The sequence below is a fragment of the Gardnerella sp. DNF01180P genome (assembly GCF_049244205.1).
In the GTDB taxonomy this organism is placed as follows: Bacteria; Actinomycetota; Actinomycetes; order Actinomycetales; family Bifidobacteriaceae; genus Bifidobacterium; species Bifidobacterium swidsinskii.
The window spans coordinates 451,953-472,310 of record NZ_CP058386.1; the positions used below are offsets into that span (position 1 = coordinate 451,953).

Annotated in this window: 17 protein-coding genes; 16 read left to right on the forward strand and 1 reads right to left on the reverse strand. The window is 41.8% G+C overall.

All coding sequences use genetic code 11. The features are described from left to right. Positions 1 to 121 precede the first annotated feature (121 nt). The 9 genes from glmM to HXT40_RS01720 all read left to right on the forward strand — a co-directional run bounded on the left by glmM (position 122) and on the right by HXT40_RS01720 (position 8,583). Positions 122 to 1,534: a phosphoglucosamine mutase gene (gene glmM, locus HXT40_RS01680; RefSeq protein ID WP_421777291.1), complete on the forward strand. Its 1,413-nt coding sequence runs from the start codon at positions 122 to 124 to the stop codon at positions 1,532 to 1,534. Between the two features lie 177 nt (positions 1,535 to 1,711). Beyond that, a complete protein-coding gene (locus tag HXT40_RS01685; RefSeq protein ID WP_004107289.1) occupies positions 1,712 to 2,365 on the forward strand; it encodes a peptide deformylase in 654 nt (217 codons plus the stop codon). Positions 2,366 to 2,495: 130 nt separating this feature from the next. Continuing rightward, the gene (locus tag HXT40_RS01690; RefSeq protein WP_421777292.1) at positions 2,496 to 2,840 is read left to right on the forward strand and encodes a hypothetical protein; all 345 of its coding nucleotides are present in this window, start codon (positions 2,496 to 2,498) and stop codon (positions 2,838 to 2,840) included. Beyond that, a complete protein-coding gene (locus tag HXT40_RS01695) occupies positions 2,837 to 3,565 on the forward strand; it encodes a hypothetical protein (protein ID WP_421777293.1) in 729 nt (242 codons plus the stop codon). The genes HXT40_RS01690 and HXT40_RS01695 overlap by 4 nt, the downstream gene beginning before the upstream one ends. A gap of 276 nt (positions 3,566 to 3,841) precedes the next feature. Then, positions 3,842 to 4,444: a hypothetical protein gene (locus HXT40_RS01700; RefSeq protein WP_285089289.1), complete on the forward strand. Its 603-nt coding sequence runs from the start codon at positions 3,842 to 3,844 to the stop codon at positions 4,442 to 4,444. Positions 4,445 to 4,556: 112 nt separating this feature from the next. Further along, positions 4,557 to 4,847 carry a hypothetical protein gene (locus HXT40_RS01705; RefSeq protein ID WP_102703226.1) on the forward strand — a complete coding sequence of 97 codons (291 nt, stop codon included), beginning with the start codon at positions 4,557 to 4,559 and terminating at the stop codon, positions 4,845 to 4,847. 209 nt (positions 4,848 to 5,056) lie between these two features. Beyond that, positions 5,057 to 6,427 carry an ABC transporter permease gene (locus tag HXT40_RS01710; RefSeq protein ID WP_012914423.1) on the forward strand — a complete coding sequence of 457 codons (1,371 nt, stop codon included), beginning with the start codon at positions 5,057 to 5,059 and terminating at the stop codon, positions 6,425 to 6,427. Positions 6,428 to 6,501: 74 nt separating this feature from the next. Next, positions 6,502 to 7,821: an FtsX-like permease family protein gene (locus HXT40_RS01715; protein WP_174182524.1), complete on the forward strand. Its 1,320-nt coding sequence runs from the start codon at positions 6,502 to 6,504 to the stop codon at positions 7,819 to 7,821. Between the two features lie 120 nt (positions 7,822 to 7,941). Further along, the gene (locus HXT40_RS01720) at positions 7,942 to 8,583 is read left to right on the forward strand and encodes an ABC transporter ATP-binding protein (protein WP_416090810.1); all 642 of its coding nucleotides are present in this window, start codon (positions 7,942 to 7,944) and stop codon (positions 8,581 to 8,583) included. A 400-nt stretch (positions 8,584 to 8,983) separates the two neighbouring features. On the opposite strand, the gene glnA is transcribed toward HXT40_RS01720, so the two are convergent. Beyond that, entirely contained in the window at positions 8,984 to 10,420 is a 1,437-nt protein-coding gene (gene glnA / locus HXT40_RS01725) for a type I glutamate--ammonia ligase (RefSeq protein WP_004109385.1), read from the reverse strand. Between the two features lie 271 nt (positions 10,421 to 10,691). Between glnA and HXT40_RS01730 the strand changes: the two genes are divergently transcribed. The 7 genes from HXT40_RS01730 (at position 10,692) to hpt (ending at position 20,317) form a co-directional block, all read left to right on the forward strand. Next, positions 10,692 to 12,272: an AI-2E family transporter gene (locus HXT40_RS01730; protein ID WP_116431565.1), complete on the forward strand. Its 1,581-nt coding sequence runs from the start codon at positions 10,692 to 10,694 to the stop codon at positions 12,270 to 12,272. Beyond that, positions 12,269 to 13,495 (forward strand): glycosyltransferase family 2 protein, encoded by a 1,227-nt coding sequence (locus tag HXT40_RS01735; RefSeq protein WP_116432018.1) that lies wholly within the window; start codon positions 12,269 to 12,271, stop codon positions 13,493 to 13,495. The genes HXT40_RS01730 and HXT40_RS01735 overlap by 4 nt, the downstream gene beginning before the upstream one ends. A 690-nt stretch (positions 13,496 to 14,185) precedes the next feature. After that, positions 14,186 to 15,091, forward strand: a complete 906-nt coding sequence (locus HXT40_RS01740; protein ID WP_421777294.1) for an ABC transporter ATP-binding protein — start codon at positions 14,186 to 14,188, stop codon at positions 15,089 to 15,091. A 14-nt stretch (positions 15,092 to 15,105) separates the two neighbouring features. After that, positions 15,106 to 16,758, forward strand: coding sequence for a hypothetical protein (locus tag HXT40_RS01745; protein ID WP_415693655.1), 1,653 nt, complete (start codon positions 15,106 to 15,108; stop codon positions 16,756 to 16,758). 74 nt (positions 16,759 to 16,832) lie between these two features. After that, a complete protein-coding gene (locus tag HXT40_RS01750; RefSeq protein WP_410310317.1) occupies positions 16,833 to 18,623 on the forward strand; it encodes a D-alanyl-D-alanine carboxypeptidase in 1,791 nt (596 codons plus the stop codon). A 46-nt stretch (positions 18,624 to 18,669) separates the two neighbouring features. Further along, positions 18,670 to 19,788 (forward strand): tRNA lysidine(34) synthetase TilS, encoded by a 1,119-nt coding sequence (gene tilS / locus HXT40_RS01755; RefSeq protein ID WP_285089436.1) that lies wholly within the window; start codon positions 18,670 to 18,672, stop codon positions 19,786 to 19,788. After that, on the forward strand, positions 19,763 to 20,317 hold the full coding sequence (hpt, locus tag HXT40_RS01760) for a hypoxanthine phosphoribosyltransferase (protein ID WP_101886119.1): 555 nt from the start codon (positions 19,763 to 19,765) through the stop codon (positions 20,315 to 20,317). Before tilS ends, hpt begins: the two co-directional genes overlap by 26 nt. Positions 20,318 to 20,358: the final 41 nt, after the last annotated feature.

The window sequence follows — 20,358 nt, forward strand, 5'->3', positions numbered from 1 at the left end:
ATTTTTTATAGCGCGTTATGTAATGTTACGAGTAAGATGGCAAACAGTGTGTGACGCGCTAGTATGCGATGTTGTTTGCTTGCGCGTAGGATGAAGTGATTTTTGTGAAAGAGGCTTTATTATGCCAAGAATGTTTGGTACTGACGGTGTGCGTGGATTGGCGAACCGAGATTTAACAGCGCAACTTGCGTTAGATTTGGGTGATGCTGCAGTGCGCGTTTTAGGGGATAAGCACGCGCCGGTTGCATCTAGCTCTAATGAAAGCGAGACTTCCTCTCACGCTCGCCGTCGCGCGCTTATTGGCAGAGATACGCGTGTTTCTGGTGATTTTCTAGCTTCTGCTCTCGCTGCTGGCATGAGTGCTGGCGGTTTTGATGTTATTGATGCTGGAATTATCCCAACTCCTGGCGTTGCTTTCCTCACTTCCGTGCTTAACGTTGAAATGGGTGCTGTTATTTCTGCGTCGCATAATCCTATGCCAGATAACGGTATTAAATTCTTTGCGCGCGGAGGTTTTAAGCTTCCAGATAGCAAGGAAGATGAGATTGAGACTGTGCTTGGTCAAGATTGGGAGCGTCCAACTGGTGCTGGTGTAGGTCGAGTCAGCCATGATACTACTACAGCTACTAACTTGTATATTGATCATTTAGTTTCTGCTGTTGCGCCTTTAAGCAATGGTTCTACTACGCGTCCAAAGCCTCTTGCAGGCTTACGTGTTGTAGCAGATTGCGCGAATGGTGCTACTTCTGTTGTTGCTCCTGAAGCTCTTCGTCGCGCTGGTGCGGAAGTAATCGTAATTAACGCTTCTCCTGACGGCTACAATATTAACGATCACGCAGGCTCGACTCATCCTGAGCAGCTGCAAGCCATGGTTAAAGCTTCTAAGGCTGATTTAGGCGTGGCTTTTGACGGTGACGCCGACCGCTGCTTAGCTGTTGACGAGAACGGCAATATGGTTAATGGCGATCAAATTATGGGTATTCTTGCTCGCGCAAAGCAGGCTGAAGGTAAGCTGAATCACGATACGCTTGTTGTAACTGTAATGAGCAATCTTGGCTTAAAGCTTGCGCTCAAAGATATGGGCATTTCAACAGTGCAAACAAACGTCGGCGATCGCTACGTTCTTGAAGAAATGCTTAAGCATGATTATTCACTCGGCGGCGAGCAGTCTGGTCACGTTATTAATCGCGAATTTGCAACAACCGGTGACGGTACGCTTACTGCTTTGACTTTGTGCCGTGAAGTTGTTCGTTCAGGCAAGAAACTTTCGCAAATGGCTGCAGACTTCCCGCAGCTTCCGCAAGCTCTTGTAAATGTGCCAAATGTAGATAAAATGGCTTCGAAAACTAACGCAGCTGTGCTTGCAGCTGTTGAGAAAGAATCGAAGCTTCTTGGAGATACAGGTCGCGTGCTTTTGCGTCCTAGTGGCACAGAGCCGCTTGTGCGCGTTATGTGCGAGGCTGCAACTCAAACTCAGGCAGATGAGGTTTGCGCTCGTCTTGCTCAAGTTGTGGTCGATAATCTGAAGCTATAAGCTTACTTATTTTTTGCGCCTGCTATTTGCTTACATTTCAGTCGGCTCTAGCAGTGCGCAAATAATTTTGATACACTTATATCTTTAGTGCGGCTTTCAAATTCTGCTCGCAGCATATAGATTTTGTATGTTTTCGCGTTACTGTGCGCGTTACTTAAAACGGTGAAAAGGAGTCCTATGTTTACGCATCACGCAAGTGTTGATACTAAGCTCAGTCGCGCTGTTGAGCGCTTGCTTGATTCCGCTACAGAAGACGGCATTTTGCCGATTGTGCAAGCAGGTGAGCCTGTTCTTCGCCAGCGCACTGTGGCATATGACGGCCAGCTTACACGTGCTACTCTCACAAAACTTATTTCTCTTATGCACAGCACAATGCTGGAGGCTCCAGGCGTAGGTTTGGCTGCTCCACAGATTGGTCTTGGTCTTGCTATTGCTGTTATTGAAGATCATGTTCGTGATGATGAGGACGATCCTCGTGACATTGCAGAGCTTCCGTTTAGAGCTATTATTAATCCTCATTATGAGCCTATTGGTACGCAAACTCGTAGTTTTTATGAAGGTTGCTTAAGTGTTTCCGGCTATCAGGCTGTACGTCAGCGTTGGCTTGATATTCAGGCTACTTGGCAGGATGAGGACGGCAAACAACATTCCGAGCGTTTGCATGGTTGGCCTGCGCGTATTTTCCAGCACGAAACTGATCATCTTCGCGGCGAACTTTATATTGATCGTGCGGAAATGCGTTCACTTTCTACCGACGAAAATCTTGAAGATTATTGGGCAGATGAAGCAGTTCCTGTAGCTGCTGCTCGCACTCTCGGTTTTGCAATATGATTTTAAAGTTTTAAAAATTATTGCAGTGTCGTTTTGTGCATTTCAATAGTAGTAATAGAATACTCATGTGTGTTTTTGTAATTTACTACTTGAACGCGAGTATTTACTACATTGAATAAAGGAGAGACAAATGAAGGTTTGTTCTCAATGCGGTACAGCAAACAACGATTCCGCAAAGTTCTGTAAGGGTTGCGGTAATAATGTTGAATCCGCTCAACCAGTAGCTCAACCAGTAGCTCAGCCTGTACAACCTGTGTCTCAGGCTCAGCCAATGGCTCAACCAATGCAGCAGCAGCCTGTTCATATGGCTCAGCCTATGTTTGCAAATTCTCAGCCGGCTCAGCAGTTTGCGTCTCAACCGGCTCAACCGCAGCCAACTCAGCCAATGCAACCTGCGTACCAGCAGCCAGCTCAGCCAATGTTTGTTCAGCAGAATCCGCAAATGACTCACCCAACTCAACCGGCCAACCGATGATGCAGCAGGCTCCAGCAATGCAAGGTGCTCCTCACTATACTCAGCCAATGAATCAGATTAATTCTGAACAGATGGTGGACTTCTTCCATTGGCTTCTTAGCGCAATTAAGAAGCCTTCTCAGAGTTACCATGTATCTAGCTTGTACGCTGTGCTTGTGTTTGTAATTAGTGCTCTTGTATCTGCAATCCAAACTTATTCCACGGTTCAATCTGGTGCCAACATTTTCAACTCTTTTACTAAGGTTGGCACTAACTTACTTTCGTCAATGTGGGAGCGTTCTATTTCTGCTCCACGAGTTTCCGTGCCTATTTCCGTATTCATTGCCGCTTTCTTCGCAGCAATGATTAGCGTTTACATGACATTCGTTGTGGCTTTGATTGGTGCAAAGATGTTTGGTGACCCAATGTCTGCCAGCCAGTTGCATGTTCAGTTCGCTCAGAAGATGGTTCCGATTGTAACAATTCAGATTTGCGCAGCATTGCTTGGCATTCTTACTCTTTCGACTCCGTCTGTGTTCTTGCAAATCTTTGCAGGATTCTTGACATTGCTTCTTCCATTCTCCTTCGTATCTCACGCTGAATGCACGCGTAAGATAGATCGCGAATGGTTGTGGGTTATTTACGTGTTAGTAGCTGCGATAATTCTTATTATCGTATTCTGCGTCACTATGGGAATCGTAACAAGTGCTATTTCTTCCGCAATATACGGAGCTTTATTGCACTAAAAGAATTTTGCTAATCTAATTAAATAATTCTATAAAAGCTTTTTAATAGAGTGTTTTTCGTAAAATTTGCGTCAGTTTAGCAAAATAACTTAAAAATAAAAATAACTTGGAAAAATTTTATTTCAAAAGTGCTTAGCGTATGAATAATATGCTAAGCACTTTTGTGAAATATTAGGAGTTAATATGAATTGCACTCAATGTGGAAGCCCTATAGATAGTGTCTCAACGTAGTGCTCAAATTGTGGCGCAAAAGTAGAGGATAATACACAGCAGCCAGTGGCGCAATTTAATCAGCATGAATCTCAAGCGCAGCAGTTTGCTGTAAATACGTATCAGACGCAAACTAATAACACCGTTTTGCCAAATAACGTAAATAACGTAAATAATGCGAATTTCTCAAATAACTCTGATATAGCTTCAGTAAAGATGAGCAAAAAGAATAAAATCATCCTTATCATAATTGGAGTTTTAGTGGTAGCTCTTGGTACTGCATATTATGCAATTCAGAACTATGTTTATTCTCCAGAAGCTACAATTAAACAATACGTGAACGCTCTGGAAAGCGGAAACTTTACAGAAGCAAGCAAACTTGTTGACTGGTCTCCTAACGATATTCAAGAAGGTTCTCGCATCCTTTTGACTAATGAAGTTGGCAGCAAAGCTAAAAATCATATTGAAAATCCAGTAATTACCAACATTAGCTTTGATTCCAGTGTAGTCTCCTACAGAATTAATGGGAAAGAGAATAAAATGTCGCTTCAAGTCTCTTATCCTAAAACTGAGTGGCTTATATTTAAGTCATATAAGCTGTATCCTCGTGTAAACATTATGTATTTAGATATTCCAAACAGGATTAAAAAATCAAAGTTAACGTGCTAGCAAGAAGCTAGAGAAGAAAATTACCAGTGCTGTTAAAAAGCAAATTAAGCAGTGCATTAGTGCATCAAATGGATCAGCAGTCCCTGCAAAGATTTGTGTTTTTGGCACCTCCTTGCGTAAGAAGAACTTAGGATTCTTTACATCCTACGACTATTCATATTCAGATGTTAAGAGAAGTGTTAACGGATATCCTAAACTTACATCCATTGATCCAGAAAGTGGAAGTTTCTCTACAGAAGGATTTGAAGAAACTGTAGAGTTCCGTCGTAAGGCTAGTAACGAAGACGAATGGCATGATGGTAATTCTGTAAGCAGATTCTATATCAACGAATCATTTAAAATCAAAGGCAACGACGTAAATATTAAGTTTGAGAACAATACATATCAAGAACAAGATTATTAAGGATAAGTATTAAATAAAACTCGTTGCCGCTTTGGACACTCGTGCAGCGCTCCGACCTGCCTGAGTGCTGTGTTAGTAACGAAAAGCCGACCCCGCAAAATCGTAGGGTTGGCTTTTCGTATGTCGATTATAAGTGCGTATATGATATACTGGCATATCGTATGTTCGCATACTATATAAAGTTATTTTTCAATGAAGAAAGGTAGTTGATGACGTTTATCTCTCGTGCAATACGCTACATTCTGAGGAAACGAATAAAAACAGCGATAGTTTTCATTATTGTATTTCTTATTTCGACATTGTTATTTTCTACTTCTGCAGTTTCAAGTGCTGCAGGTAGAGAAGGAGAAAAAGTTGAAGCGCAAGCAGAGTCTAGTTTTGTGCTCGCAAATAACCCTCAAATAAACCCTGGAACTCCTAGAGGAGCTGGAACTGTAAAACCTAAAGATGTACAGGCAATTGCAAAATTAAATGGAATTGCTTCCTACGTTGTTCGACAAAATGTAACAGCGGATTTAGTTAATGCTAAAGCGGCAAGAATTCCAGGCGTTCAGGATTATGATCAAAAGCGCGAGCAGCAGTTTGGAAATGCCGTTAATATTGAAGGGACGAATGACTCTACTGGTTTAAATACTTTTAAAACAAAAGCAATAACTATGTCTAAAGGCAAGCATCTTATTGCTAATAACGTTCATGCATCACTGATTCATGAAGATCTCGCTAAAGCTAACGGATTACATGTAGGAGATACTCTTACGCTTCGCGCTAATCCTTACGATGCTGACAATATTCAACAATCAACAGCAACAGTAAAAACTCGTATTGTTGGAATTTATGCCGGAGCAAATAAGCGTCAAGTCGCAACTAGGGCGGAATTGACAGCTAATACCGTGTATACGGATTTGCAAACTACTCGCGAATTATACAAATATGAGCCTGGAAAAGAAATATATCAGGATGCAAGTTTTAGAATAAAGCGCGGTGAGGATGCGGATAATATTATGGCGCAAGCTGCCAAATTGCCTATTGATTTGCAAAACTATCAACTAACTCGTGACGATCAGTTCGTTTCTGGTTTGTTGAAAGCAGCAAAGGGAGTGCGCTCAATAATGACTGTTACAACAATTGCTGTTGTATCATTTGCTATTATTGCTTTGGCATTAGTGCTTTTGCTGTGGATGAATGAGCGACGTAATGAAATTGGTGTGTTTGTTGCAATTGGCACTGGCAAATTATCTATAGTTGGTCAATATCTTGCTGAGATTGTGCTTATTGCAATACCTTCGTTAATTGTGGGTTACCTTTTTGCAAAAGTTATAGCTCCGTTGATGGCTAATGTTGCTCTTGGCTCTGTGCAATCATCAGCCGCTCGTGAATTGAGTAATATGGGTCAAGCTGGTGGAAATCTTGAATCAACTTTGGCAACAAAAACTTTGGAAACACTTAGCGTACAAGTAGACGCTCAGTGTTTTATCGGAGTTTCTACAATTGTTGGTGCAGTAATCGTTATTGCAGTTGTGTTGTCTTATTTGCCAGTTATATGCAAATCTCCTCGTGAGCTCCTCGGATTGCAAAAGTAGAACTATGCTGTTTGGCGGCATAGTTTTCATAATTCGTCGTATGAAAGTTATTTGAAAAGTTAGTGAGTAACATTATGAATGGTGAAGTAATTTCTTTATGTGCTCGAGCGAAACTTGCAATATTGCGCAAACCTCGACGTAACGCAATAATTGTGCTGATTATGACTCTTGTTTTAAGTGCGCTAGTTTCACAAGCTGGTATCAGTGCTTCTGTTGAGGGTGCTAGGGATCGTATTCAATCCAGTATTGGTTTAGGTTTTACTGTACGAGCAAAAACTCGAGGTGAAACTCTTCCAGAGCAAAGTAATACAAATTCTAATTCTGTTGCTACGTCTAATTCTCCAATTCCACAAGATTTGGGCGCGAATGAAGGAATTGACTCTAGTCAAATTCGTAAATTTGCTGCGATTTCGGGCGTAAAAACTGTAGTGGAAGAGCGCGATGTTTTAGCTGTGCCTGTTGGAAAGCAACTTGTGCTTCCTGCGCAGGGTCCAAGACTAGACGATGATGTTTTGGCTCATGCTGCTGGAATTACTGGCACAACAGATTCTCGATTGTCTCAGGGTTTTCAAGAGGGATTATACCGTTTAGAGCAGGGTGAGCATATTACTAATCGTTCTTCTGGTAGAGCAATAGTGCATCGTGATTTTGCTAAGAAGAATAATCTTAATATTGGTTCTACTATAATTCTTAAGCAGGGGTTTAATGTAAAAGTTCGTGTTGTTGGCATTTTTGCCGGCAAATTGCAAACTAAAGGAGCACTTCCTTCGGATACTTCAGAAAATCGCATATTTACTGACTTAAGTTCGGCGTTGTCTTTGGCTGGCTCTTCTAAGCGAGGTGTTTTGCGCTGTGTTGTCGAGCGTTCTGATTTATTAGCTAGTGCAATACGGGAGACTAAAAGTATTGCTGGCAAGTGGGCGGATGTAGAGCAGAATGCTTCGCAATTGTCTGATGTAATAAGCTCGGTTAACTCTGTGCAACAACTTGTGCGAATGATTTTTGTGGCACTAAGTTTTGTTGGTATTTTAGTGCTTGGACTTGTATTAGTGTTCTGGGTTAGAGGACGTATGCACGAGATTGGCGTACTTATGTCTATTGGATTATCTAGAGCAATAATAGTTAGTCAATTGCTTGTTGAAATAACGATACTCAACATTGTGTCATTCGTCATTTCGCTAGGCTTCGGTGCTGCTTTTTCTGGCGTTATTGGGTCTGCGATTTTGCATAGTGCTGATTCGTCATTTATTGCGGATGGTATGCCAGTATTGCCATTGTTGCAAACTCTTGCTGCTTTTGTTATTGGTTTGCTTATTTCAATAGTTGCGTTGATTGTTGCAGTGCTGCCAATATTAATAAAGAAGCCTCGGCAAATACTAAGTGCTATGAGTTAGCAGAAATGTAGTTGCGTATGTGAATTTTCTACTAAAAACACAATCACAAACAGCGCAATCGTATAAATGAAACAAATCTTATAAATCATATTTAAATTATGTAAAAATAAGGAGCTTATTATGTCGGCTTTATTGCAATTAAAAAATGTGAAGTACACTTACGGACCTGCAAATATTGCGGTACTAAATGACGTGAATGCTGAGTTTGAAGCTGGCACTATGTACAGTATCATGGGAGCTTCTGGAGCCGGAAAGTCTACTATGCTCTCACTTTTAGCTGGATTAGATACTCCGTATAGTGGCGAAGTGCTTTTTAACGGTGAAAATATTGCAAAAACAGGATATGTTGAGCATCGCAAAAAACATATTTCACTTGTTTTCCAGAATTTTAATCTTATTGACTATTTGACGCCATTAGAAAATTTGCGATTAGTAAATTCACATGCTGATGTTCAAGTGCTAATAGATCTTGGATTAACTGAAGAAGAAGCAAATCGTAACGTCACTAAACTTTCTGGTGGTCAACAGCAGCGTGTTGCAATTGGACGAGCTTTAGTATCTTCTGCTCCGGTAATTTTAGCTGATGAACCTACTGGAAGTCTTGACCCTGCTACTACTAAAGAAGTTATTGCAATATTAAAAAATGCTGCTAGAGAGCATGGCAAATGTGTGATTGTTGTTACTCATGATTTGAAGGTTGCATCTCAAGCTGATGTAAAATACGTGCTAAAAAATAAACAGCTAACGCAAAAATCTGCTTGAGCGCCAAAACAGGCGATTTTGGGACACTCGTGCAGCGCGCTTACTGCGTTAGTGTCTGGAAACTGTCGTTATGGGACACTCGTGCAGATTGCGCTCGCGCTATAAGTGCTCGCTTACGAAACTCGCTCAGATTGGAAGTCCACTGGACTTCCAATCTGAGCGAGTTTCCGCTCCGAGTTGCTTTCGCGCGCGCTTTGAAGGAGCTTGAAATCAACAGGATTTCAAGCTCCTTCAAAGCGTGATTTGGCTCAATTGTGAAGCACGGTGTGCTTCACATGCCAAATCAGCCGAACGGCTATGCCGTGAGGAATAAGCACTCAAGCAGGTCGTCGCGCAAAACAAAAAGCCGACCCTGCGAAATCGTAGAGCCGGCTTATTGCTAGAATAACTTAACTACAAATCAGATGTGGAAGTAAAGCTCATACTCGAGTGGAGTTGGAGCCAAGCGAGCCATATCCATTTCCTCATGCTTCAAATTCAGCCAAGTTTCGATCAAGTCGCTAGTAAATACGTCGCCTTGCATAAGGAAGTCGTGATCCTCTTCCAAAGATTGCAAAGCTTCACCAAGCGAAGAAGGAACTTGCTTAATGCCGTCATGCTCCTCTGGAGGAAGCTCGTACAAATCTTTATCAACAGGGGCAGGAGGCTCAATATGGTTAATAACACCATCCAAACCTGCCATAAGCTGAGCGGAGAATGCTAAGAATGGGTTGCATGAAGGATCCGGTGCACGGAACTCAATACGCTTAGCAGCAGGTTCTGTACCAGCAAGAGGGATACGAATAGCTGCAGAACGGTTACGAGCAGAGTAAACCAAGTTGACTGGAGCTTCGTATCCTGGAACCAAGCGATGGTAAGAGTTAAGCGAAGGATTCGTAAATGCAAGCACAGAAGAAGCGTGCTTAATCAAGCCGCCAATGTACCAACGTGCAATATCAGAAAGTTGAGCGTAGCCAGTTTCCGCATAGAACAATGGCTTGCCATCCTTCCAAAGCGACTGATGGCAGTGCATGCCAGTGCCGTTATCTCCAGCAATTGGCTTTGGCATAAATGTTGCAGCCTTACCAGCTAAAGCGGCAGTTTCATGAACCACATACTTGTATTTCATCAAATCATCGCCAGCATGAACAAGCGTATTGTAACGGTAGTTGATTTCCTGCTGACCTGCGCCGCCGACTTCGTGGTGAGAACGCTCAAGAATCAAACCAACTTTTTGCAAGTTGTAAACCATGTCATCGCGCAAATCCTGATTGTGATCTACTGGTGGCACAGGGAAGTAGCCGTGCTTTACTCGATTCTTAAAACCAATATTGTTGCTACCGTCATCTTCAGTGTCGATGCCAGAATTCCAAGGAGCTTCGTTAGAATCAACCTCATAGAAGGAGCGCTGCATGTCGTTAGCAAAACGCACCTTGTCAAAGATGAAGAACTCAGCTTCAGGGGCAAAGCTTGCAGTGTCAGCAATGCCAGTTGATTTCAAATAGGATTCTGCTTTAATAGCGACTTGACGAGGATCCCTAGAATATGGCTCATCTGTTACAGGGTCAACAATAGAGAAAGCAACATTCAGAGTCTTATGCTTACGGAATGGGTCAATATAAGCAGTGTCAACATCTGGAATAAGCTTCATATCTGATTCGTTAATAGCCTGGAAGCCTTGCATTGAAGAACCATCGAACGCCATTCCATCAGTGAAAGCGCTGTGTAAGAACTCGTCAGCAGGAACAGTAAAGTGCTGCTGAACGCCAATTAAATCAGTAAATCGTACGGATACGTACTCAATGCCTTCCTTTTCAATAAGGGCTGCGGCATCTTCTTTAGTTTGCAAAGTGGTCATGGTCACCATTCCTTTCTTAAAAAACCCAGTAATGAGTTTATGACTATGAATGCCATTTTGGATTTCAGCGACTCGAATATCTCGTTACGTTTGTGTTACATAATGTTACGTGTAGTTGCGTAGATGCGCATAATTGCAATCGTTTAGTAGGAAATAGTAGAAAATTGTAATAAATAGTAATAAATAGCGTAACTATTAAGTATTACAAAAATAGTTACCATTACATGCCGCTAATTCGCATTCATCAGTTCGCGCAGTTACAATAGTACCTATGAATTACCAAGAGCAAGAAATGCATGAATATAAGATGCATGAGCATATTAAGGAAAGTGAAAATAAGCTAGATTTAGCTTCACTTTTCCCAGCCAAAGGCGATGACAGAAGGCCGCCAGATTGGCTAGGTCGTGCACTTATTTACGTTGCAATTATTACTTTTGTGTCTATCTTCTTATGGTTCGCTTGGAATAGCATTTCATTCATTGTTTTCGATGTTGTGATTTCTATTTTTATTGCGCTCGCAATGGAACCGCTTGTTGTTCGGTTAATTAAGCATGGTTGGAGGCGAGGAGTTGCTTCTGGCTTTACGCTAACGGGCTTGCTTGTTGTAATTAGCTTGCTACTTGCTTTGTTTGGTAATTTATTTGCTCAGCAGGTTGTTTCAATGGTTATGGGCTTGCCTGATTTATACAATCAATTTGCAAATTTTGTGCTTCACTATACCGGTTTTAAAATGCCTAATATTGAGCAGCTTGGCATGGAAATTTTGAAGCATGTGCAAACATCTTGGGTTGTTGATTTTGCTGGCCAAGCACTTAACACAACATGGGGATTGATGACTGTTCTGCTTGATTTACTTACCATTATTATGGTTACGTATTACATTTCTGCAGCAGGTCCGGCTATGCGTCGTAGCATGTGCCGTTGGATGAATCCGCAATCTCAGCGTCGTTTCCTATTTATTTGGTCAGTTGTTCAAGAGCAGATTTCGAGCTTCTTATTTTCGCGAATTATTTTGGCAGCGATTAACGCAGTGGGTACCGCAATTTTCCTTATTGTGATGAATATACCGTATTGGCTTCCGCTATCCTTATTCTGCGGAATTGTTTCGCAGTTTGTGCCTACAATTGGTGGCTATTTGGGTGGAGCTTTGCCTATCTTGGTTGCATGGGGTTCCAATGGTTTTGGTGCGGCTGTTGCAACATTAATTTTTATTACGATTTATCAGCAAATTGAGAACATGGTTATTTCGCCGAAGATTTCCGAGAAGACTATGGATCTGAATCCTGCAGTAGCTTTTATTTCAGTTCTTGTAATGGGCGCTGTATTTGGTGCTCTTGGAGCATTTTTGGCTTTGCCTGTGACTGCAAGTTTGCAAGCAATTTTTAGAGTATGCACGAAGCAATATAGTTTAGTTTCTTCTCCGCTTATGAACGATCCTCACCCTGATCATACTTCTATTATTGTTCGTTGCGTTGAAGCGATTGGCCGTAAGTTCATGAATCCAATGAGTGAAAGTGTTCATCGTGTAATGAAAGGCACAAGCTCTCGCATTTCTCTGAACGAGGATATTCTATATTGGTATAAGCAAGCTTATGTGTCAGACTCTGACGATGCGAATGGTAGCAAAGTTTCTTCTAACGATTCTGATCAAACTGACGTATTGGCAACAATGCCAATTTCGCGCGAAATATTAGATGCCGTAAATAAAGATATTGCAAATCGTAAAGTAAATTCTGAAAATAAGGATTCTCCTAAAGCAAAATTGCAAGTAGGCGAGTCTAAAATAGTAAAAAATACAAAAAATAATAAAAGTAACGTAAAAAATAATCCACGGAGCGGATGGAAGCGATGATTCTTCTATCAATATTTGATGTACTAGTAATACTTATTGGCATAAGCGGTGTTGTGTATCAAGGTGTTTGTGCTGTTGCATCTTTATTCGCTAAGCCTATTGTTTTTCCTGAAGCACCAATGGATAAGCATTATGCTGTGCTTATTTCTGCGCGCAATGAGGAAGCTGTTATAGGTAATCTTATTCATTGCATTCAAACTCAAACATATAGACAAGATTTTATTGATATTTGGCTTGTTGCAGATAATTGCACTGATTCTACTGCACAAGTTGGTCGCAATTGTGGATGCAACGTAGTCGAACGTTTTGATAAAGAGCATATTGGTAAAGGTTATGCGCTCAGCTATCTTCTCGATCATATTATGAAAATTGGTGCAGATAAAGTTTATGACGCATACTTTGTTTTCGATGCAGACAATAAACTTGATCCGCATTATTTTGAGGAAATGAATAAAGGTTTCCACGCAGGATATCAAATTTTAACCAGCTATCGTAATTCCGTGAATCTTTCAGATAATTGGGTTTCTTCTGGCTCTGCACTTTGGTTTATTCGAGAATCGCGATTTACTAACAACTCTCGAATGCTATTCGGTTCGAGTTGCCATGCTGGTGGAACTGGATTCATGTTCTCGCGTGAGATTATGCACAGAAATAGCGGATGGAAATTCCATCTTCTTACTGAGGATCTTGAATTTACTATGGACGCTATTCTTCACGGAGACAAAGTTGGATATTGCGGTTCTGCAGTATTGTATGATGAACAACCTGTGTCGTTTAGGCAGAGCTGGAGGCAGCGTCTTCGTTGGAGCAAGGGATTCTTGCAGGTATTTCGTTACTATGGAGCAGCTCTTATTCGACATGGTATTCGCGAAAGAGATTTTTCGTCGGTTGATTTTACGCTTATGCTTTTCCCATTTATGGTTTTGGCTGTTGCAAGAATAATACTTGGGTTTATTTTTGCTGCATTTGGATTTGTAACATGGATGAGTCAAATCTATTCAATGATTAACTTCATTACAACTACTGTTACAAGTGTTTTAGGCATGATGATATTTGTGTCGCTCACTATTTTAGTTGAACACGATAAGCTTGGTGCAACGAATAAGGAACTATTTGCGTACGCTCTTAGCTTCCCGATTTTTATGCTTTCGTACGTGCCTATTGCGTTCCAAGCTATTTTCTCAAAGAGCGAGTGGAAGCCGATTCAGCACACTGGTCGCTGAGTGCTCTTGCTTATTGTGGTGCGAGTTTTGGGCTGGTGTTTGGCTGGCGTGTTTCTGAAGTGGCTGTGAGTGGTGGGTGTTACTAGCGCGACGACATGCTTGAGCGTAGCATTGTACGCGCGAGAGCAATTCGGAGCGTGAGCTTGCTCAAGTTGAAAGCACGGTGTGCTTTCAACGCAAGCTCAGTCGAACGGCGATTAGCCGTAAGGACAGCGCTCCACTCTTATACCTTATTTGGACTTAGCGGTTGCGTAGTTAAGTTTAGTTTTTTTACTTACTTTCTTTTAAAAATAGTATTCGTCAACAAGATTATTACTATCGTTCCGCTTTTATATTGCTCGACCAAGCAACAACCACCCCTCACTCGTAAATTCACCCACAGTTGTTTTTAGTGTGGTAGGGGTGTTTGGTGTGGCGTGCGCAGTAGCAATGATGCTAGTGTTCGCTATGAATAAATACTCAACGTCTGCAGAGCACAACTGCAAAACTTCATAAGCATGCAAACATTCAATCAGTGCGAAAAATCTCAAATCTCTACCACACGAATATGAAGGTAGCGTGCGGATAGTGCTAGCATTGCGATTGCGCAAAAATTGCGGGTATGAGATAATAGAAGCCTTGATATAAGCGTGTGATTGCGCAATTAATGTAGTGCAATGCGTGCGTTTATCTGTATACTGCGAGGTTTCTATGGTAGATTCTATTCCGTCTGAATATCCGTCCGAGTATCCGTCCGGAAATACTTTTGCTAGCAGCGTTCCAGTTTTTGGCGCAAACACTTACGACGCTACTAACGAAGATGTTCCAGCGGTTTCTATTAGCGGATTTGTTAAGACTTTTGGCAAGAAAGTTGCTGTAGATAATCTTTCGTTGAGCATTCCAGTAGGCTCTTTCTATGGATTAGTCGGCCCGAACGGTGCTGGCAAAACCACTACGATTAAAATGCTTACGGGCTTGCTTATGCCAGATGCTGGCTCAGCTTCGATTTTTGGCAACGACGTTTGGAGTGACGTAAATAGTGCTAAGCGCGCAATCGGTTTAATGCCTCAGGCCGACGAGATTTTTAAGACGATTACTGGCCTTCAGCTTTTAACTTACGCTGGCATGCTTCGCGAGATGAGCCGCGCTGAGGCTGTTCGTCGCGCGACCGACTTGCTTTCTGCATTCGACTTAACAGAAGCCGCAAACACCATGGTTTCTGACTATTCAACTGGTATGACTAAGAAGATTTGCCTTGCAACAGCTATGATTCATAGCCCACGCGTGCTTGTGTTGGACGAGCCTTTTGAGGCAGTGGACCCTGTTTCTAGCGCAAATTTGAAGGATATTCTTGCCGAGTATGTTTCTACTGGCGGCACAGTGATTATTTCTTCGCACGTTATGGAATTAGTCGAAAAAATGTGCTCGCACGTTGCGATTATTAACGAAGGTCATGTTGCGGCTGCTGGCTCTCTTGAAGAAGTTGCTCAGGGCAAGAATCTTGAAGATCGCTTCATGGAGCTTGTTGGCGGACGTCACGCGGCTGCGCGCATCGACTGGCTTAACGGCGGCAAATCTGATAACGCTCCTGCATCTTCCACCAATCTCAACGCTTAAAAGGGAAAACCGTAATGTCTATGATTTTTACCATGGTTCGCCTTCGCTGGGCGCTTACTTTTTCTGTTATGCGAAAGTCAATTTGGCAAAAAATTGGCTTTGCTATAGCAATTGTTTTTGGACTTGCGCTTATATGCGCTCTTGGTTTTGCTGGCTGGGAAACTGGCAAGTACATTAATCCAGGAATGCTTGCAGATACTAAAAATTGGCAGGAATTCCAATTGGCTCCAATAATGGTTGCGTCGATTGTGTCAATTTTTACGCTGTTTATAAACGTGTTTATGTTTGGCAGCGACACAACACTAAAATCGCGTAGTTTTGCGCTTTACGGCATTCCTTACGTAAAGCAGCAAGCTGGCATGCTTCTTGGCTCTCTTTTTGGAGCGCTTTCAGTAAGCTGCACAATCGCGCTTGCTTTGTGGTCTTTAGCGTACAGAAGCTTTGGAATTGTGCCGGTTTTAGTCAGCGTAATTGCAGCTCCGCTTTACGTTGCAACAATCGTGTCTTTAAGCAAAATGCTTATTGAGCTTTTAGATACTATTTTAATAAACAAGCGTTCAAGAAACATTTTTTACTTTGCCATTTTTATAGCGTACATGATTTTTGTTTCATCAATGAATACGCATAGCCCTTCGCCAAATGGAATTGCGCTAGGCACAAGTTTCTGTGCTGCGTCCGCTTTTACACCATTAAGTGCAGCTATGGCTTTGCCGCTCGATGCTATTAATGGCAATTGGCTTGCTCTTGCTATTCGCTTCCTTATTTGCGTTGTAACGATTGCTGCTTGCTTTGCAATCTCTGTATTTTGCGCAAAATTAGAGCCGAAGTTGCTTCGTGGTGAGCAAAAAACAGTTGTTAAAACTAAGGGAATCGGCTTGTTTGCAGCAGTTCCAGACAACACAGTTGGTGCGATTATTGCGCGAATTATTAGCGTTATGAGAAGAGATATGCGTCAGCTATTTTTGCTTATTGCGCCGCTTTTTATGCTGGTAGTTGCAGGAGGAAGTAGTTTTAAGGCTAAAGGATTTGATTCTCTAACAGATAACTTAGGTGTTTCTGGATGGATGATGTATGCTGCTTTGCTTATGGGCATGGTTGTTGGAAACAATATTGCTTACGATGGCACAGCTTTTACTATGCATGCGATTATTGGAGTAAAAGGTTTGCACGATCGCTTAGCGAACGCAATAGTTTGGTCAGTGATTTGCGCTGTTTATTTTGCGATTATTGGAGTAGGGGTTTACGTTTTCCTTTTCTTTGTAGCAAATGTTAAGCAAAATGTGAATGCAGTTATGTTCCAGATTCTTTCGCCAATTGGAATAGCTTTTGCTTCCATAGGCATTGGCTTAATTTCTTCGTGCATTGCAATGTACCCTGTGGCATCAATCGAAAAGCCATTTTCTAGGCCGCAAGGAAGTGCTGGCGGGCGAAGTTTTGCAGCTATAGGCTTTATGCTTCTTTCTGTAGTTTGCATGATTCCTTCGGTTGCGGCTGCGATTGCGTTTATGATTCTTGCGCCGCAACTGCTGTGGATTGCAAGCATTTTGTTTGTAGTAAACGGCTTGATTGTGCTGGTTGTTGGCGTGATTCTTGGTGGCAAAGTAATGGATAAGCGCATGATTCGCATTGTAGAAAACTTGCGCAGATTCGCGTCTATTACTGCGTAACTTACGCACGCTTTGTTGCAAGCGCAATGTATAGTTAAGCGCGGTATTTGCAATCGATTTAAAGGTGTGCTCGCATGGAAAGTAATAAAGGCTTAAACGATGCCTTAAATATTCCTAATGCGAGCACGCCAGCGCAAAGCGGCGAACCCAACAAAAGTATCGAGCCTAAACCAAGTAGTGAAAAAAAACTAAGTAGTGAATCTAAATCAAGCAGTGAGATTAAACCAAGTAGCGCACAGAAGAAAAGTAAATACGCTGCTATGGTTTTAAGAAGCCAATATCCTTCTCGTTGGCGATTGCTTATTGCATTTATAGCAGTTATAGTTAGTGCAGCAATTATTTTTACTTATTTTTTGCTTGACGTATACGATATTCTTCCTGGTCCTTTGACGTTGCGAAAACAACATTATGCTGTAACTGTTTCTTCTCCTAAATCACTTTTGCGAGTTAAATCACTAGCTAAAGGCGTGACTTATGGTAAAGAAATAAATCATTCGCAAGCTCAAAAACTTATTAACGAGTTGGTTTCCGATGCTTCTATGAGTAGCAGCACTTCAGCAGTAATTATGGATGCTAATGGGCGAGTAGTTGCTTCACATGAGCCAAATGCTTTAAGAGAGCCAGCGTCAACGCTTAAAACTTTAACTGCTAGCGTAGCTTCTCGCACTCTTGACATGGGTTCAACTCTTGATACTCAAGTATTTTTGTTGCCTAAAACAGGCGGTGAACCAGAACGAGCTTCTAGTACGAATGCTAGAAAGCTTGTGCTTCGCGGCAATGGTGACATGCTTCTTGGCGTTGGAGAAAACGATTGGCACCATGTCAATGGCAGAGCAGGTTTAACGACATTAGCGAGAAGAACAGCCAACGCGTTGAAGCTTGAAAATATTCACACAGTTTCTTTAGCTGTTGATGACTCATTGTTTGGCGCAAAACGTGCTCCTGATTTGATTTATGAAACAGATGTTGAACGCCGCTTTTATGCTCAAACGTCATCTTTGGCTATAGATGATGCTCGTCAGCGTGACCTTTCAGTGCAAGGTGTTGACGCTGACGCTATGACAGATTTTCCGCTTTCTGATCCTCATCCTGCTTTAAGTGTCGGTCATGTTTTTGCTAAATTATTAAGCAAACAAGGAATAGTTATAAGTAATTATTCTAATAAAACCGCTTCTGATGAAAAAAATTCCGGTTCAGGCTCGTCTGCAGATGATTCTTCTGAAAACAATAAAGATTCTGAAAATGAAAATAAGTCTGCACAATCTGAAAATCTTGTAATACCAGTAAGCGAAACTCAATCGTTAATATCATCTAATTCGCGTTTAATTGCACAAGTTTCTTCTGCACCTTTAAACGAAATAATGGCATATACGCTTCGTATTTCAGACAACACATTGGCGGAAGAGTTTGGTCGTTTGACTGCGCTTGCAACTCACAAATCCAACTCTCCGGAGGGTGCAGTTCAGGCAGTAAAAGAGGGATTGCGCAAGCTCAATATCGATATACGTGGTTTGCACATGTCTGATTGCTCAGGCTTGTCTCCAAAATCAAGGTTGCGCGCAACAACGCTAGCTCAAGTACAAGTGTTTAATATTAAAGCCGATTCTGGAGGTGCTGCAGCTGCTGAAGGATTGTCTCTTCCTGGTTTAGTTGGAACAGCAAGAAAGCGTTTAGCGGATGAATCTTCTGCCGGCATGCTTCGCGTAAAGACTGGTTCTTTAAGTGAAGTTACTTCTATGGTTGGTAATGTATCTAGGAAAAGTGCTGGAGTGCTAACTTTCGCTGTTGTTGCGAACCAGCCAGCTGATATTTGGGGAGCGTTCGTAGCGATTAATAAGTTTATGGCAGAATTGCCAAAACTATGATTTATGAGTTGCAATTTAGCATTATTGGCGCGCTACACTAGAAGCTATGGTGTATTCTTCTCGCATACGCGCAGGAATTGGCGCAATCAAGCATTGTTTTGACGAACTTTCATTATGTGCACAAGACGCGCGTTTTTCCGAACATGGCAATCACGCGACAGATGTTGATGCTCCTCTGGTTCTTATTGCGTGCTCTGGAGGTAGAGATTCTCTTGCACTTACAGCATTGAGCGTGATTGTGTGCGCAAGTAGGGGTATTCGTTGCGGTGTCGTAATAGTAGATCACCATTTGCAGCCACACTCAACTGAAATTGCCAATACTGCTGCTAAACATTGTTTGCAATCTGGAATAGATGAAAAGTACGTGTATATTCAATCTGTGAACGTTGAAGATTCGGGAGAAGGCGAAGAATCTGCTGCTAGAAATGCTAGGTATCAAGCAATTATTGAGGTCGCTAAAAAGCAGCGAGCTGCAGCCGTGCTTCTAGCTCATACTGCAAATGATCAAGCAGAAACTGTAATGATGGGGCTAAAAGATTCTGCAGGTTTAGAAGCAGTTGCTGGCATGAAAGCAGTGACATTGCGTCAAAACGTGCTTTTTGCGAGGCCTCTTATTAAGCTTAGTAGAGAAGATACTACTGGTATTTGCGAGGATTTAGGCATTTCATGGTGGGATGATCCTACAAATGGTGACGATATTTCGCAAAATGAGGAACTTTCAGAAAATTATCCATTGAGATCTCGAGTTAGACACACGTTAATGCCTTATATTTCGCGATTTTTTAATGCAAATATGGTTACTTTGCTTTCTCGTGGAGCTGAAATAGCTAGAGACGATCTTGACTATATTAATTCTCAAGTTGACGAAGCTAGTTCACAAGTGATGGAATTTGATAAAAATGCGAAAACTGTTAGGTTAAAAGCTGAGAAGTTAGCGCAATATCATCCATCAATTCGTAGACGAATTATAGTGCGTGCGTTAAGTGAGCTTGGTCTGCGTTTCTCGTCAAGTCACATATCGGCAGTGGACGAACTATGTACAAAATGGCATGGTCAGAAGCCTTTTTCGCTGCCAAATTATTACGAAGCGACTCGGCTCTCGCGCAATATCGTCATTCGCTTATGCAAAGATAGTGAACATGCAAATTGCAGATATACGAGATGACATCGACTATGAATTAATTAGCCACGAAGACCTTATGAAGCGTATTCGTGAAGTTGCTAAACAAGTAAGTGAAGATTACAAAAACCGTAATGTTTTGCTTGTTGCAGTTCTCAAAGGTGCTGTAAATACTCTTGCTGTATTTTCGCAAGAATTAAGCATTAACGCATCAATGGACTTTATGAGCTTGTCTAGTTACGGCAGTGGCACTCAAACTAGCGGACAAATCACTGTTCGCGAAGATTTAAGTACTGATGTACGTGGTCGAGATGTGCTTATTGTAGAAGACATTGTTGATTCCGGTCGCACGCTAGCTTGGCTTGTAGATGAGCTAAAAGGTCGTGGTGCTGCAAGTGTAAAAGTTTTTGCATTGCTCAGTAAGCCTGCACGTCGCGAAGTAGACGTACAAATCGACTACTCGGGCTTTGAAATTCCTGATGCATTTGTCGTTGGTTTCGGAATGGACTACGACGAACGCTACCGCAATCTCAATAGTATTGCGGTATTAAAGCCATCAGTGTATGGTGCTTGATTTTATAGATTCTATTCAGAATTTTTATATAAATTGAGGAG

Excerpts from the sequence above, each read along its gene's own strand:
- glmM (WP_421777291.1), top strand. The coding sequence starts at position 122 with ATGCCAAGAATGTTTGGTACTGACGGTGTGCGTGGATTGGCGAACCGA.
- HXT40_RS01685 (WP_004107289.1), top strand. The coding sequence starts at position 1,712 with ATGTTTACGCATCACGCAAGTGTTGATACTAAGCTCAGTCGCGCTGTT.
- HXT40_RS01690 (WP_421777292.1), top strand. The coding sequence starts at position 2,496 with ATGAAGGTTTGTTCTCAATGCGGTACAGCAAACAACGATTCCGCAAAG.
- HXT40_RS01695 (WP_421777293.1), top strand. The coding sequence starts at position 2,837 with ATGATGCAGCAGGCTCCAGCAATGCAAGGTGCTCCTCACTATACTCAG.
- HXT40_RS01710 (WP_012914423.1), top strand. The coding sequence starts at position 5,057 with ATGACGTTTATCTCTCGTGCAATACGCTACATTCTGAGGAAACGAATA.
- HXT40_RS01715 (WP_174182524.1), top strand. The coding sequence starts at position 6,502 with ATGAATGGTGAAGTAATTTCTTTATGTGCTCGAGCGAAACTTGCAATA.
- HXT40_RS01720 (WP_416090810.1), top strand. The coding sequence starts at position 7,942 with ATGTCGGCTTTATTGCAATTAAAAAATGTGAAGTACACTTACGGACCT.
- glnA (WP_004109385.1), bottom strand. The coding sequence starts at position 10,420 with ATGACCACTTTGCAAACTAAAGAAGATGCCGCAGCCCTTATTGAAAAG.
- HXT40_RS01730 (WP_116431565.1), top strand. The coding sequence starts at position 10,692 with ATGAATTACCAAGAGCAAGAAATGCATGAATATAAGATGCATGAGCAT.
- HXT40_RS01735 (WP_116432018.1), top strand. The coding sequence starts at position 12,269 with ATGATTCTTCTATCAATATTTGATGTACTAGTAATACTTATTGGCATA.
- HXT40_RS01740 (WP_421777294.1), top strand. The coding sequence starts at position 14,186 with ATGGTAGATTCTATTCCGTCTGAATATCCGTCCGAGTATCCGTCCGGA.
- HXT40_RS01745 (WP_415693655.1), top strand. The coding sequence starts at position 15,106 with ATGTCTATGATTTTTACCATGGTTCGCCTTCGCTGGGCGCTTACTTTT.
- HXT40_RS01750 (WP_410310317.1), top strand. The coding sequence starts at position 16,833 with ATGGAAAGTAATAAAGGCTTAAACGATGCCTTAAATATTCCTAATGCG.
- tilS (WP_285089436.1), top strand. The coding sequence starts at position 18,670 with ATGGTGTATTCTTCTCGCATACGCGCAGGAATTGGCGCAATCAAGCAT.
- hpt (WP_101886119.1), top strand. The coding sequence starts at position 19,763 with ATGCAAATTGCAGATATACGAGATGACATCGACTATGAATTAATTAGC.